Origin of the sequence: Corallococcus sp. CA054B, assembly GCF_003611625.1 — a bacterium.
In the GTDB taxonomy this organism is placed as follows: Bacteria; Myxococcota; Myxococcia; order Myxococcales; family Myxococcaceae; genus Corallococcus; species Corallococcus coralloides.
Genome location: NZ_RAVY01000223.1, coordinates 1 through 14,902, shown reverse-complemented (window position 1 = coordinate 14,902; position 14,902 = coordinate 1). Strand labels below are relative to the sequence as shown.

The 14,902-nt window shown below is 69.3% G+C and carries 7 protein-coding genes and 1 pseudogene; 4 read left to right on the top strand and 4 right to left on the bottom strand.

The features are described 5' to 3' along the window. Positions 1-636: 636 nt before the first annotated feature. The gene (locus tag D7V80_RS35245; protein WP_233585954.1) at positions 637-1,329 is read left to right on the top strand and encodes a hypothetical protein; all 693 of its coding nucleotides are present in this window, start codon (positions 637-639) and stop codon (positions 1,327-1,329) included. Here D7V80_RS35245 and D7V80_RS35240 read toward each other — a convergent pair. Next, a complete protein-coding gene (locus D7V80_RS35240; protein ID WP_147447320.1) occupies positions 1,319-2,488 on the bottom strand; it encodes a hypothetical protein in 1,170 nt (389 codons plus the stop codon). The two genes, D7V80_RS35245 and D7V80_RS35240, sit on opposite strands and share 11 nt — an antisense overlap. Before the next feature lie 103 nt (positions 2,489-2,591). On the opposite strand from D7V80_RS35240, the pseudogene D7V80_RS43175 reads away from it, so the two are divergent. Beyond that, positions 2,592-3,293 (top strand): annotated as a pseudogene (locus D7V80_RS43175) (hypothetical protein); the annotation flags it as partial. 72 nt (positions 3,294-3,365) lie between these two features. Beyond that, positions 3,366-8,675 carry a type I polyketide synthase gene (locus D7V80_RS35230; protein ID WP_120592268.1) on the top strand — a complete coding sequence of 1,770 codons (5,310 nt, stop codon included), beginning with the start codon at positions 3,366-3,368 and terminating at the stop codon, positions 8,673-8,675. A gap of 25 nt (positions 8,676-8,700) precedes the next feature. Here D7V80_RS35230 and D7V80_RS35225 read toward each other — a convergent pair whose 3' ends face one another. Next, complete coding sequence (locus tag D7V80_RS35225) at positions 8,701-9,918, bottom strand: cytochrome P450 (protein ID WP_120592267.1); 1,218 nt, start codon at positions 9,916-9,918, stop codon at positions 8,701-8,703. 187 nt (positions 9,919-10,105) lie between these two features. Between D7V80_RS35225 and fabD the strand changes: the two genes are divergently transcribed. Next, positions 10,106-12,379 carry an ACP S-malonyltransferase gene (gene fabD / locus D7V80_RS35220; protein WP_120592266.1) on the top strand — a complete coding sequence of 758 codons (2,274 nt, stop codon included), beginning with the start codon at positions 10,106-10,108 and terminating at the stop codon, positions 12,377-12,379. A gap of 26 nt (positions 12,380-12,405) precedes the next feature. Here fabD and D7V80_RS35215 read toward each other — a convergent pair whose 3' ends face one another. Further along, positions 12,406-14,043, bottom strand: a complete 1,638-nt coding sequence (locus tag D7V80_RS35215) for an FAD-dependent monooxygenase (protein ID WP_120592265.1) — start codon at positions 14,041-14,043, stop codon at positions 12,406-12,408. Beyond that, complete coding sequence (locus D7V80_RS35210) at positions 14,040-14,840, bottom strand: hypothetical protein (RefSeq protein ID WP_120592264.1); 801 nt, start codon at positions 14,838-14,840, stop codon at positions 14,040-14,042. Before D7V80_RS35210 ends, D7V80_RS35215 begins: the two co-directional genes overlap by 4 nt. Positions 14,841-14,902: the final 62 nt, after the last annotated feature.

The window sequence follows — 14,902 nt, the reverse complement described above, 5'->3', positions numbered from 1 at the left end:
CGCACTCGCTCTTCACCCAAGGCACCTACTATTTCATGGCCATGCCGCGCATGAGCGATGAACGACTCCGCCCGTTGGTGGAGCGATTCGCACAACTCGTTCGCGAGCACGCCGTCTTCCGAGAAGCCTTCGGACTTATCTGATTCAGATGAGGGGATGCTTCAGCTGGGATGCGGATGGGCGTCGCACCGTCACCCTGGGCGACATCACCTTCCCATGAGCTGGAGTGTGCGCGAGTGAATGCGCGACTCACTGATGGCTGCGGGCGCCCTGATGTCGACGCTCCTATACAACCTTCAATCACTGCACCTCGATGTATGCGTTGGACTCGCGAGCTGCGCAGGGACCTCCTGCACCATGTAAGGCACTCGCTAGCGGTCGTCGTGCGCGAGTAGCGGTCTGCGCTTCGTCGTGCAGCATGCCTGACGGACGCTGTGGAGTGTTGCCACGGTCATTCCTATTCGCGCGGCTGGCGCCGTAGCGTGGCGTGGCACGTCTGTCTATCCCCCGGCAGGCCGGGTCTTATGTGACTTTTTCAGTGCAATGCCCCACCCGGTCCTCCGCCTTGTCGGACTGAACAGGGAACCTCTGTGCTGAGCGCCCCTGCTGGGGCCTGCCACGGAGGGGTCGATGGGCATGCATTGGAGTTGGGCCGTCGTCTTGCTGCTGCTGTTGCCCGGGGCCGGAGGGGCGCAGGAGGCCATCACTCCAGAAGACTTCGACGCCACCGTGCGAAGGCTGGAGGAGGCCATCTCCGACAAGTCTTCCGGGGAGGGGGAAGATGGAGAGGCTCAGCCCGAGGAGGAGGCCTCTGCGTCCGCGACGGCCGACTCAACACCGCCGTGGACAAACCTGCTGCGCATGGACGCGGCGACGTTGACGTTGCTGCCTCGGAGGAGCGAGGGCACTGCGGAAGGCTTCGTGCAGGTGGAGCCCATGGTGGCTTTGGGGAAGGGGGAGTCGGTCCGCCTCATTCTCGGTACGCCGGTGCGGCTGCGGCTGTGGGGCGGAGGAGAGGGCGCGGGCCTCGTGAGGAAAGAGGACTGGGACACGCTGTCCGACTGGGGGCAGGTGGTGCGCCTCTTCATGGTGGGAGGGGACACGCCCAACTCGGTGTGGTTGGGGATGATGGAGGGCTTCTCCTGGGGCCGGGGACGTGGATGGGCGGGTGGAGGCGCAACCCTTCCACCGGGACTTCAGCCTGGGCGTCGGCGGGCTGGCGACGGCCCTGGGCCAGCCCGGAGCGCGCTACCTCGTCTCAGGGGCGGCCCGGTGGCGTTTTCTGGAGGCAACCTCTACGCGCTGGGGCAGTCAGGAGCTACGGCGTGACATCGGAGATGCTGTACTTGAAGTCCGTGGGGTAGAGGAAAAGCGTGACACCGTCCCCCCGGGCGCGACGAAGCGAGAGGAAGTAGCGCGCGGTGGAAGGCGCCGTGAACTCGGCAACCAGGCGCATGGGGTCCTCGAGGTCCTTCGCGAGGACGGTGCCCTGGGCATCCAGCACCGTCGTGGCGGCATAGAAGGGGAATCTGATCGAGGACACCCGGTACGTGTGACCTTCCACGAGGTCCACCGCGAGCAGGTCCACATCACCCTCGGGCCAGAACTTCACGTCGGTCGTCGAGGGCACCGTCACCACCGTGGCCTCTGGCAGCGCATCCGGATGATCGTCCACTCCGTCATCCGCCGTCAGGCAGCGATAGCCCTCCACAGGCCTGCTTTTCACCCCGGTGAAGACACGCAGGAAGAGGTCCTCTCCGGTGTCGTTCTCGGCGGACAGCGCTGCCTCCCCGTACCTGGGGCCCGCATAGCCATACGTGTTGAGCACGGTGCCATCCGCCCTCACGATATCCGATGAGGGGCCATTGGAGGGGCCCGACGTGCCGACGCAGCGCACCGCCAGGATGTGCCCCGTTGGAATGGAGAACCGGAAGACATCCACGTCATCGGGGAACGATGCGTTCAAGACGCCGGTGAAGTCGGACGGGACCTCCTTGGAAATGGCGTCCTGCACCGTGTTGGGCTCGGCGTCCTCGGTCTCGGAGAAGTCAAAGGTATACCGGCCGACCTTGACCTGCAGGTCGCGGGACGAACGCACGTCCACGATGGCGGTTTCGTCCACTGCCGCACGCCAGATAACGTAGGTGGGCTCGTAAGTCATGTCGGTGGCGGGCGGGAGGGGCTCCAGCGTGCCCGGATCGAGCCTCCGCACCTCGCATCTAGACAGGGTGTCCTCCTGGCAGCTGAACCGGTAGAAGTGTCCGGCTTTCGTGGCCAGTTCATAGCGGACCTGCTGCCCCGGCTCCGTCAGCTCCCCTTCGCCATGCGTCCCGGGATTCATCGGGCCCTGCTCGACGTCGTCCGGAACTGGATCGGGCTTCGCCGGGTCCTTTTCGCAGGACGTCAGCAGCAACCCGCCCACCAACAGGGACAGCGTTCGGTAGCGCCGGAAGGAAGTCTTCGTATTCATGACGGCTTCGCCTTTCATCGATTTTCCCACGCATCTTGCGCACAATGAAGGGCAAAACAAGACCCGAAATATGGCGTCAGCCCGCCAGGGCATGTGCGCTGGACGGCAGCTCATAGGGGGCTGTCGCATGCTCGTGGATATGGTTCGTGATTGGGTCGCGACGTATCCGAGTTCTTATGTGATGGCTCATGGTGTTGCAGACGATGGGTTGTCTGGGGTGCCCCACTTCGGCCGCGATGACGAAGCTGTTCTGCGAGAGGGATTCGACAAGGTGTACGAGGTGTGCTGGCTGAACGTCTTCGGTCCGAAGCTGGTGGAGACGGTAGGTCGCGAGCGGATGCTCTCGACGCCTGCGCACGTCGTGGAGGAACTCCCCAACGGCTCCGTCTTCCTGGTGCTGCGGCCCACGGCAGCCGACTTCGACAGTGAGAAATCGCGCGCTCGCTTCCTATGGGAACCTGGCCGAAGGTCTCGTGGCAGCGCTGCACACCCATGTGCCCTCCATCATGGAGGAGACACCCGAGTCCCTCACGGACCTCGACTTCTACTTCTGGAGGGAGAACTTCCCGGAGCGATCCACGCGTGAACTCATCGGCGGGCATACCGCACCGGCGTTTGGGGGCCTACCTGGGCGGCATGCTGGTGCGGCACCTGGGTGGGACGTGGGTACCGCGGCAGAAGATGGAAGAGTCCCAGGTGCGTGTTGGCGAGCGCGTCTGGCTGCCCTTCCTCCGCGCCCGCCGGTACATGCAGTCCCGCAAAGGCGCTGCTGGACTACTCGCTCACCCAGTTCTTTCAGGAGGTGGAGCGATACCGGCCCTGACTTGATGCGCCCAGGCCTCTCGCTTGTTGGTCCGCGTTAAAATCGTTTGATACAATTCCCCTGGATAATTTCATGAAACGGGGATTTCCAGTGGGTGACACCGACAACAGGCCGCATGTAGTGAACGGGGCCCCCCGCAATCCGATTGCCGTCGTCGGCATGTCAGGCCGCTTTCCGGGGGCCAGGACCCTGGAGCAGTTGTGGGAGAACCTGCGTCAGGGGGTGGACTCGGTGTCAGGCGCGCCCCAGGACCGCTGGGTGCTGGAGGCCTCCACCGACAGCACCTCGGGGCTTCGCGGCGGGTTCCTCGACGAGGTCGAGGGTTTCGAGCCCGCGTTCTTCGGCCTGTCCCCCGCGGAAGCGGCGCGGATGGATCCCCAGCAGCGCCTGATGCTGGAGCACTGCTGGATGGCCCTGGAGGCGGCCTCCTTGCCCCGCCTGGCGGAGGGACGCCGGGCTGGCATGTTCATGGGGATCCCCCCTTCGGACTACCCGGCCGGGCTCCCCGAGAATGACGCCTCGCGGCTCCTGGCCCGGGTGTCCCGGCTGCTGGGCATCCAGGGGCCAGGTCTCGTGGTGGACGCGGCCTGCGCGTCCTCGCTCGTCGCCATCCAGTTGGCCTGCCAGCAGTTGTGGACGGGCTCCCTGGAGTGGGCCCTGGCGGGTGGCGTCTTCGTCATGTCCACCGCTCGCATGCACCGCGCGGCGCTCCACGCCACGGAGCGCGGAGACAGGTTCGTCCCCGCCGAGGGCGTGGGCGTGGTGGTCCTCAAGCCCTTGGAGCGGGCCCTCGCCGACGGGGACCGCGTCCTCGGCGTCATCCGAGGCTGTGAGAGCGTCCAGGTCGGGCGGCTTCCGGGCGCGCCGGCTTCCGACGACGCGCGGTGCCGCGCCGGCCTCATTCGCGCGGTCCACCAGCAGGCCGGCATCGAACCGGAGACGATCTCCTACGTGGAGGCGCACGGCAGCGGCGCCTGCCGCCCGGATGATGTGGAAATGGAGGCCCTCACGCGGGTCTTCCAGGCGCGCACCGGCTCCTGCGCCATCGGGTCGGTCGAGGGCAACGTGGGCCATGCTGGCGCGGCCTCGGGCATGGCGGGGTTGTTCAAGATCCTCCTCGCCTTCGAGCACCGGGAGCTCCCACCTTCGCTCCACTCGCGCGCGGAGTGGGTCGATCAGACGTCCTTCCGGATCGACACGAAGCCCTCTCCATGGGCGGGGACCGAGGGGGCGCCGCGCCGAGCCGCCATCAGCGCCTTCAGTTCGAGCGGCACCGACTGCCACCTCGTGCTGGAGGAGGCACCGCCTCCCAGTCCTCGTGCGGCCGTGCCCGAGCGCCCCGCGTACCTGTTCGTCCTGTCCGCGCGGACCCATGAGGCGCTGGGCCGTATCGCCGCGAAGCTCATCGAGAGCCTGAAGCGCTCGCTGGCGGACGGCGACGCCCCTCATCCGGGGGACGTCGCCTTCACCCTGGCGCGCGGGCGGGGCGCCCTGGAGCGGCGCGCGGCCTTCGTCGCCGCGGATCTCCAGGAGCTGATCTGCCTGCTGACGCGGTTCCGCGACACGCCCGCGGCTCCACAGGTGCACGCCGGTTCGGGAGGGATCTCCGAGTCCTCCCGGGGCCTCCTGCGTGAAGTGAACGGGCGCCTGCTCCGGAGCCTCGACCTGGAGACGCCGGCCTCCGTCTGGCGCGACACGCTCCAGGCCTCGGCCGAGCTGTACGTGCTGGGCGTGGACCTGGATCAGCCCGCGTTGTTTCCGGAAGGCGTCTACCGGTGCGTCCCGCTGCCCTCCTATCCGTTCGCCCGTGAGCGCTGCTGGATCCAGGCTTCCGCCACCCGGGGGCTGCTCTCCGCCGAGCCCGCTCCCGTCCCGGAGGCCGCTCCGCCGGTGAGCACCGCGAGCGACGAACAGGTGCCCGAGGTGACGATGCTCCCCGAGAACGCGCTCTTGCTGGAGAAGGGGTGGCGCGCCGTGGAGGAGCAGGGGACCGCGGAGCCGCTGGACCTGGAGGGCACCCTGGTCGTGCTCGTCAACGACGAGACGGTCGCCCTGGCACGTCAGGCGCTCGCGTCCCTTCGGAACGCCCGCCTGTTCCTCATCGCGAACTGCGGGAGCTCGACCCCCGGTGTCGATGCGCTGCTCGACTTCGATCGCCATGCGGCCGGTGTCCGGCTGGGCGAGGAGCTGAACGGTCGCCGTGGGCCGCTGGCGGGGATCATCGACCTCTCCGACCTCCGCACCGCGCCGCCAGGGGGCGCGGAGGACGCGCCGGAGCGGATGGAGTCGTTCGGCCGGATCGGCCTGTGGCAGACGCTCTTGAAGCGCAGCCGGACGGAGACCTTCGCGCTGCTGCACTTCACCCGCGGCCTGCGCACCTTCATGAGCACCGGTCCGTTGGATCTCGGCGGTGGCGTGATGGCGGCGCTGGCCGGCAAGCTCGGCGCGGAGTTCGCGGGCCTGCATGCCCGCACCGTGGACCTGGAGCGCGTCCCGGCTGATGCCCGCGAACTGGAGGCGTTGATCCGTCAGGAGCACGGCGACCGGGACTCCGGTGGCGAGGTCCTTCACCGCAAGGGCCGCCGCTACGTCCACCAGATGCAGCCCCTGCTCGTCTCGCCGGCTCCCGTGTCTCGCCTGTCCGCCGACAAGGTGTATGTCATCACGGGCGGGGTGCGTGGCATTGGCCTGGAGGTCGCCCACCACCTGGTGGCCCGGGGCGCCAGGCGGCTGGTCCTCATGGGCGTGCAGCCGCTGCCGCCCCAGGACCAGTGGCCCGCGCTCCTGGCCGACCCCGGATGCGCGCCGGCCCTGCGGGAACGGCTGGCCTCCCTGCGGGCCCTGGCGTCCCGTGGCGTGCGGCTGCGCGTCCACTGCGGGGCGTTGACGGACGCCGCCGCGCTGGAGGCGCTCTTCTCCGAGGTCCGCGCGTCCCTCGGCCCCATCGCGGGCTGCATCCACTCCGCCGGAGCGGTCTTCTTCACTCCGCCCGCCTTCACCAGCAAGCCGCTGGGGCAGTGGATCAAGGTGCTCGAGCCCAAGGTCGAAGGCCTGCTCACGCTCGAACGCGCGCTCGCTTCGGACGCGCTCGACTTCTTCGTCGTGTTCTCGTCGGTCTCGGCGCAGGTGCCGTCGCTGGCCGTCGGCCTCCTGGACTACTCGGCCGCCAACGCGTTCATGAACCTGTGGGTCGAGCACCGGCGCGCCACGGGCCGTGTCTCCCATCAGTCCGTCGTCTGGCCCAACTGGAGGGACGTCGGCATGGGCGAGGTGAAGAGCCCGGCGTATCAGTCCCTCGGCCTGATGGCGCACTCCACCGCGGATGGCCTGGCGCTGCTGGATGCGACGATGGCCTCCGGGCGGGCCGTGCTCCTGCCCGCCGTGGTCGACCCGGGCCTCTTCGCGCCTGACGCCCTGCTGCGGACGCGGAGCCGGCCGCAGCCCGTCCGCGACCTTCCGCGCCCGAGCCCGTGGGTCGAGTGCCCCACGCTCGTCGAGCCGCCCACGCCCGTTGAACCTGCGGCGCCGGTGGTGCCCGACTCGCCGGTCCTGGCCCCCGCGTCCGCTTCCCCGCGCTCCACGGACGCGGAGCTCCGCGCCTTCACCACGGAGTGGCTCCGCCAGTTGTTCGCACGGGAGCTCCAGCTGGCCCCAGAGCAGATCAACCCCGACGCGGACTTCGAGACCCTGGGGCTGGACTCCATCCTCGTCATCGAGGTGGTGACGCATCTGGATGAGTGGCTGGGCGTGAAGCTGGACCCGTCACTCCCCCTGCTGCACCGGACGCTGACGGCGCTCACGCGCCAGCTCGTGGAGGCGTACCCCGAGGCCGTGCTGGCGGCCCATGCGCGGACAATGCCTCCCGTGGCGCGTCCCCTGGAGCCCCTGCGCGTCGAGCGCGCTCCGGAGCAGGCTCCTCCTCCGCCGCAGGTGAAGGCCTCCCCCGCGCCCCTGCCCGTGACGGCTCCCGGAGACGTGGAGCCCATCGCGGTGATTGGCATGGCCTGTCACTTCCCCGGCTCGCCGGATCTGGAGGCGTACTGGCGCGTGCTGCGGGAGGGGCGCGACCTCATCACCGAGGTGCCCGAGTCCCGCTGGCGGATCGCGGACTTCCATTCCCCCACCCATCAGCCCGGACGGAGCATCAGCCGCTGGGGCGGCTTCATCGAGGGAATCGAGCTGTTCGATCCGGACTACTTCCAGATCTCCCGGGCGGATGCCCCCTGCATCGATCCGCTGATGCGCCAGTTCCTGGAGGCCAGCGTCCAGTGCCTCCAGCACGCGGGCCATGAAGCGCACGAGGTGGCGGGGAGGAGGGTGGGGGTGTTCGTCGGCTCGCGGATGAGCGGCTATGCCGCGCGCATGCCGGAGCCCACGCGCAATGGCGTCCTCGGCTCGGGGCAGAACTTCATCGCCGCCCACGTGTCCCACTTCCTCGACTTGAAGGGGCCGGCCCTGGTCGTGGACACCGCGTGCTCGTCCTCGCTCGTCGCCATCCACCTGGCCTGCCAGAGCCTGCGCTCGGGGGAGTCCGAGCTGGCGCTGGCCGGGGGCGTGGACATCCTGCTCGATGAGGCCGTCTACCTGACGCTCAGCGAGAGCCGCGCGCTGTCACGGGATGGCCGGTGCAAGACCTTCGACGAGCGCGCGGACGGCTTCGTCCCTGGCGAGGGCGCGGGGGCCGTCCTGCTCAAGCCGCTGCGCAAGGCCCTGGCGGACGGGGACCGCGTCTACGGCGTCATCGACGCGACGGCCGTCAACAACGACGGGCACACCATGGGCGCCACCACCCCCAATCCCGCGGGGCAGCGCGCCGTCATCGAGGAGGCCCTGCGCCAGGGCCGCGTCGATCCCCGGACGCTCGGCTACGTGGAGGCCCACGGCACCGGGACCATGCTCGGAGATCCCATCGAGCTGAAGGCGCTCACGGAGGTGCTCGCGCCAGCGGGCGCTCCCCCGGGCTCGTGCGCGGTGGGCACCGTCAAGAGCAACTTCGGGCACCTGCTGAGCGCCGCGGGCGTCGCGGGCTTCATCAAGGTGGTGCTCTCCCTGATGCACCGCGAGCTGCCCCCCACGCTTCACTGCGCGACGCCCAACCCGCGCTTCCACTTCGAGTCCTCGCCGCTCTTCCCCAACACCACGCTCCGGCCGTGGGAGCCACGCTTCGGGGTGCGCCGCGCGGGACTCAGCGCGTTTGGCTTTGGCGGGACCAACGCGCACGCGCTCGTGAGCGAGGCGCCCGCCGGGCAGCAGCCCACGCGCGCGCCCCTGCTTCCCGTGGTCTTCACGCGCCAGCGCTACTGGCTGGAGGCCCCATCCGCCCGCGCGGAGCCCCGCTCCCGGCGGAAGCTCGTCGCGCTGGACTTCGGCGCGACGGGCTGACGCCAGGAGCGGCGGGAACGGAACCTCAGCTCCAGACCAAGGGGAACGTGGACAGGCCCCGGAAGCTGAGGTTCATGTTCCAGTCCTCGTGGTCGCTCTTGGGGCGCACGTTGGGGATGCGCTTGAAGAGCGTCTCGAAGGCGACAGGGACCTCCGCGCGCGCGAGGAAGGCGCCCGGGCAGACGTGGATGCCCGTGCCGAAGCCCACGTGCGGGTTCTTCTCACGCGTGAGATCCAGCTCGTCCGGCCGGTCGAAGAAGGCGGGGTCGCGGTTGGCCGCGGCCACCATGGGCATGATGCCCTGGCCCTTCTTGATCTGCTTGCCGCCCAGCTCGAAATCGCACGCCGCGATGCGGGTGGGGGCCTGCGCGGGGGAGGTGAAGCGGTAGAGCTCCTCGCCCGCGGCCCGGTTGATCCGCGGGTCCTTCTTCATGCGCTCCAACTGCTCGGGGTGCTTGAACAGCGCGAGCAGGCCCGTGCTGATGACGTTCTGCGTGGTGGTGTGGCCGCCCGCCAGGAGCAGCACCATCTGGGCCACCACCTCCTCCAGCGAGAGCTTGTTGTCCTCGCGCCACGCCTTGACCAGGTAGGAGATGAAGTCCTCGCGCGGGCGCTCAACGCGGTCATTGATGGCGCGCGTGATGTAGTCCGTCATCTTCAGCAGCGCCTCCTGGCCCTTCAGCATGACGTCCAGGTTGTCGATGCGGCCCGTCGCCCGCGCCAGGTCCACGCTCCACGCCTTGAACGTGGGCAGGTCGTCCCGGTTCATCCCCAGGATCTCCACCGAGAAGAGCATCGCGGGCAGCGCGTAGGCATAGTCGTTGACGAAGTCCATCTCCCCCTTGTCGTAGACCTGATCGATCAGCCAGTTCGCGGTCTGCTGGGCGCGCTGGTGGATGTCCTTGACGTTGTCGGGGCGGAAGGCCTGGTTGATGAGGCCGCGCAGCCGCTTGTGTTCAGGGTTGTCCTTCATCACGGCCCACATGGAGAAGTGGGTGATGATGGGTCCCAGATGTTTCATGAACTCGTCGTTCACGACGAAGGTCTCGCTGCTCTGGCTGGAGAAGCGGGTCGTGTCCTTCAGCGCGGTCTGGACGTCTTCATACCGGGTGAGCAGCCAGTGTCGCGTCTCCTCGCTCCAATACACAGGATCCTGCTCGCGCAGTTGCTTGTAGTATGGGTAGGGATTGATGTTGAACTCCGGGCTCAGGATGTTGACATGCAGCTTCGCGTCTTGGCTCATAGGGTGTTTTCCTTTGCTGGACTGCGGGCACTGAGCGTGGACAAGGCCCGGGATGGGCTCACGGCCGTGATTATGGTAGCTCAGGAGCCGTGTGAAACAGAGCCCTGGATGTATTGGCGTGGGGCGCTTCCGGTTGGGGGGAAGTCAGCGTGGATTCCGGGGCTCGTGAAGAAAACAGGTGTGACACATGACGGTGTTCGTGTTTCCAGGACAGGGTTCTCAGAAAAGGGGAATGGGAGGCGAGCTGATCGCGAGACACCCGGAGCTGGTGGCCCGGGCGGACGCCCTGCTCGGGTTCCGGCTGGCGGAGGTGTGTCAGGACTCGCGCCTGGATGAGACGCGATATACCCAGCCAGCGTTGTTTGTCCTGAATGCCCTTGCATATCTGGAAACGCGGGAGCGCCACGGGCGGGATCCCGAGCACGCCATGGGGCACAGCCTGGGCGAGTACAACGCGCTGTTCGCGGCGGGGGCCTTCGACTTCGCGACCGGCGTCCTCCTGGTCCGCAAGCGCGGGGAGCTGATGGCCCAGGCGACCGGCGGCGGCATGGCCGCGGTGGTGGGGCTGTCCGTGGAGCGCATCGTCGAGGTGCTGGAGCGGCTGGGGGTGCGCACCCTGGACCTGGCCAATGACAACACGCCCAGCCAGCAGGTGCTCTCCGGGCCGCGCGAGGACCTGGAGCGGGTGGCGCCGGAGCTGCGCGCGGCCGGGGGCAACGTCATCCTGCTCAAGGTGAGCGCCGCGTTCCACTCGCGCTACATGCGCCCCGCGCGCGACGCCTTCGCGGCCTTCCTGCGGGAGTTCTCCTTCGCGCCGCTGCGCTTCCCGGTCATCTCCAACGTGGAGGCCCGTCCCTACGAGGACGCGCGAGTGGCGGAGCTGCTGGCCCGGCAGATCGACTCGCCGGTGCGGTGGACGCAGAGCGTGCGCGCCCTGCTCGCCCGGGGGGAGCAGGAGTTCGTGGAGGTGGGGCACGGCAAGGTCCTTACGGGCCTCATCAGCCAGATCCGTCAAGCGACCCCCGCCGCCGTGGCGCCTGTGCCCGTGGCCGCGCTGGAGTCGCCTCCTGCCGTGAGCGCCCCCGCGCCCGCCGTCGTCACGGGCATGCGCGCCGAGACCCTGGGCAGCAAGGCCTTCCGTGACGCCCATGGCGTGCGCCTCTCCTACGTGGCGGGCTCCATGTACAAGGGCATCTCCTCGCGGGAGCTGGTGGTGCGGATGGGACGCGCGGGGTTGCTGGGGTTCTTCGGCACCGGCGGCGTCCCGCTGGCGCGCGTCGAAGAGGAGCTGCTGGCCATCCAGGCCGCGCTGCGCCCGGGCGAGGCCTACGGCATGAACCTGCTGCACAGCCCCGATCGCCCCGAGCGCGAGGCGGGGCTGGTGGACCTGTTCCTGCGCAGGGGCGTGCGCGACGTCGAGGCGTCCGCCTTCCTGCAGTTGACCCCGGCCCTGGTCCGCTTCCGCATGACGGGCGCGCGGCGGCGCGAGGATGGCCGGGCCGAGGCCCCGAACCGCCTCATCGCCAAGGTGTCCCGGCCGGAGGTCGCGGAGTCCTTCATGCGCCCGCCTCCCCAGGGACTCCTCGACGGACTGGTGCGCGCAGGCCAGCTCACCCGGGAGGAAGCCCTGCTCGCGCGGGAGCTGCCCATGGCCGAGGACGTCTGCGTGGAGGCCGACTCCGGAGGACACACGGACCAGGGCGTCGCCAGCGCCCTGTTTCCCGCGATGAGCCTGCTGCGCGACCGGATGATGGCCGAGCACCGCTATCCGGTCCGCATCCGCCTGGGCGCGGCCGGGGGCATCGGGACGCCCCAGGCGGCGGCCGCGGCCTTCCTGATGGGCGCGGACTTCATCGTGACGGGCTCCATCAACCAGTGCACGGTGGAGGCGGGGACCAGCGAGCCCGTGAAGGACCTGCTGGAGACGCTGGACGTGCAGGACGTGACGTGCGCGCCCGCGGGGGACATGTTCGAGCTTGGCGCGAAGATCCAGGTGGTGCGCAAGGGGCTCTTCTTCCCGGCCCGGGCCAACCGCCTGTACGCGCTCTATCAACACCACCCGTCCCTGGAAGCCCTGGACGCGGAAACCCGCAAGCAGCTCCAGGAGAAGGTCTTCCGCCGCGGCTTCGACGAGGTCTGGGAGGAGACGCGCCAGCACTACCTGCGCGTCGACCCCGAGGTGGTGGCGCTCGCCGAGCGCAACCCCCGGAAGAAGATGGCGCTCGTGTTCCGCTGGTACTTCGTCCACACCTCGCGCCTGGCCCTGCGCGGGAGCCGCGAGCAGCGCACCGACTACCAGGTCCACTGCGGCCCGGCGATGGGCGCGTTCAACCAGTGGGTGCGCGGGACTCCCCTGACCTCGTGGCGCGACCGGCATGTGGATGAAATCGGCGTGAAGCTCATGGAGGCCACGGCCGCCTGGCTGGAGGAGCGCTTCCAGGTGATGCGCGGGGGGACCTGAGCCGCGTCCCCCCGCCGTGGGCCCTCTCAGGTCAGGAGGGCCTTGAAGTAGGTGTCCAGCCCGGCCGTCGCGCTCAGGGGGAAGCGCGCGGCGACGTAGGCGTCGGGGCGGATCAACACGCAGCCCGCGCCCTTCGCGCCCAGGGACTGATGGACCTTCCCGTCCTCGTCACGCCACACGGCGCCCGCGCCGCCGGCGTCGAAGCCCGGAGGGATCTGCCCGTGGAACACGAAGTGGGGGATGAGCCATTCGCCGTACTGCTCACGGGCGTGCTCGGCCACGGCCTTCATCCGCGCCGCGTCGGGCTTCGCTCCGCCCAGGATGAAGAGCGTGTGGTGGGTCGCCCGGAGCACCTCGTACATCGCGGTGTGCTTCTCCGCGTCCAGCATCATGCAGTGCGGCGCGCGATCTCCGGGACGGGCCCGGCCCCACTCGAACGCGGCCAGGGACGCGCGGGTGCCGGGCGGATCCAGCGCCGTCTGCACCACGGGGCTGCGGCGGTAGTGCAGGTCCAGCTGCGAGGTCCCCAGGACGTTCTTCAGGTTCAGCGCGGGCACGTTGAGCAGGTGCAGTTGCTTGCGCGCGATGAAGCGCAGGAGCGGGTTCGCGCCGAAGACGAGCAGGGTGAGCCGGTCGTTCTGCGCGAACATCGTCACGGCGGCGGCGTGGCGCTCCGCATGGTAGCTGTCGAGCAGGGCCGTGCTCGCCTTGCCCCGGACCGCGAGCCGCAGCTTCCACGCCAGGTTGACGGCGTCCAGCGCCCCCGTGTTGAGGCCCTGCGCGGCGATGGGGGTGTTCACGTGCGCCGCGTCCCCCGCCACGAACACGCGCCCCACCCGGTAGTCGGACACCAGGCGCTGGCTCGGGTTGTAGTGGGTGAGCCACAGGGGCTCCTCCAGCTTCCAGTGGCCCAGGCCCAGCGGCGTCATGATTGCGCGGAACTCCTCCAGCGTGGGCACCTGTCCCGCGAGCGGAGACCCGGGGGGCCGCGCGGCGATGAGCCGGTAGTAGTCGTTGCCCAGGTTCAGCACCACGAAGGGGAACCGGTCCAGGATGAAGCCGTGGCGCTCGTCGCGGGCGAGCGACATGTTGGGGATGCGCACGTCCGTCATGATCCAGTTGTCGTCATACCGCGCGCCCTTGAACCCCAGGTCGAGCACGGCGCGGACCCGGCTGTGTCCGCCATCGCAGCCCACCAGGTACGGCACCCGGACCTCCTCCCGCTCGCCCCCGGCCCGCGCCAGCCGGGCCGTCACTCCCGCCGCGTCCTGCTCGAATCCCTCCAGCGCGGTGGCGCGCTCCACGGTGATGCCGCGCTCGCCCAGCGCCTGGACCAGCACCCGCTCCGTCTGCCCCTGGTGCAGGTGCAGGTAGAAGGCGAAGGCGGTCTCCAGCCGGTCGTAGCGCAGCACGGTGACGCGCTTGCGTCCGACGTGCATGTTCATGACGGGGTTGACCACGCCGTCCTTCATGAGCCGGTCCGCGACGCCCAGCATCTGGAAGAGCTCCAGGGTCCGGGGCTGGATCGTCACGGCCTTGGACTCGCCGGAGAACGAGGGCTCCTTGTCGATGATCCGCACCCGGACGCCCTGCTGCTCGAGCGCCAGCGCGAGGCAGAGGCCCACCGGACCGGCGCCCACGATCAACACCTCCGCGGCGCTCATGACGCCCTCCCCGCGGCCTGCGCCTTCGGCACGCCGGCCAGGAAGGAGACTCGCGCGCCCATGAAGCCCGGCAGCACGCGCAGGTCCCAGTCGTAGCCCTCGTGTCCCTCGACCTGCTGGATGAGCGCCTGCCACTCCTCGAGGTGGTAGGCGCGCAGGTGCGAAACCACGCCGTCGAAGAGGAAGCACAGCGCTCCCAAGGGGACCACGGCGCCCAGCAGCACGCGGCGCAGGCTCAGGGGGCGGATGCCGCCCAGGCTCAACCAGAGGCTGATGAACGGCGTCGCGGCGGTGAAGCGCAGCACGGACACCAGGTCCCGCTGGACGGGATCCAGGAACACGATGGGCTGCTGCTTGGCCACCGCGTCCGCCAGGATTCCCCGCACCGCGTCGGGCTGGAAGTGGTGCACGGCGTTGACGATGAGGCGCAGGCCCGGCATCTGCTCGGGGACGTTCAGCACGTCCACGGAGCCCTGGACGTGGCTCACGCGGCCCTCGCTCTCGCGCTCGATTTCGGCGAACCGCTCCAGCGACGGGTACTTGTCCGACAGCTGGATGCGCACGTCCTCGCGTCCCAGGTGCCGGGACAGGGCCAGCATCAGCCCGCCGTCCCCCGCGCACAGCGCCTGGATGGACGTGAGGCCCCGCTGCTCCATCAGCCGGGCGAGGGCGTCGAAGCCGTTGTCATACATCCGCAGCCGCACGGACATGTGGTGCAGGAACTCCATGATCGTCTTGCGCAGCGGTGAAGGCAGCCACGGCAGGTCGTTGAACTCGAAGAGGTGGGCGCGTTGCATGGGGAGCCGTCCGGGGATGGGGATCAGGGAGAGAGGGCGGGGGCTTGCGTCGGAGGGTGGAG

Coding starts and splice junctions, on each gene's coding strand:
- D7V80_RS35245 (WP_233585954.1), top strand. CDS start 637: ATGCATTGGAGTTGGGCCGTCGTCTTGCTGCTGCTGTTGCCCGGGGCC.
- D7V80_RS35240 (WP_147447320.1), bottom strand. CDS start 2,488: ATGAAAGGCGAAGCCGTCATGAATACGAAGACTTCCTTCCGGCGCTAC.
- D7V80_RS35230 (WP_120592268.1), top strand. CDS start 3,366: ATGAAACGGGGATTTCCAGTGGGTGACACCGACAACAGGCCGCATGTA.
- D7V80_RS35225 (WP_120592267.1), bottom strand. CDS start 9,918: ATGAGCCAAGACGCGAAGCTGCATGTCAACATCCTGAGCCCGGAGTTC.
- fabD (WP_120592266.1), top strand. CDS start 10,106: ATGACGGTGTTCGTGTTTCCAGGACAGGGTTCTCAGAAAAGGGGAATG.
- D7V80_RS35215 (WP_120592265.1), bottom strand. CDS start 14,043: ATGAGCGCCGCGGAGGTGTTGATCGTGGGCGCCGGTCCGGTGGGCCTC.
- D7V80_RS35210 (WP_120592264.1), bottom strand. CDS start 14,840: ATGCAACGCGCCCACCTCTTCGAGTTCAACGACCTGCCGTGGCTGCCT.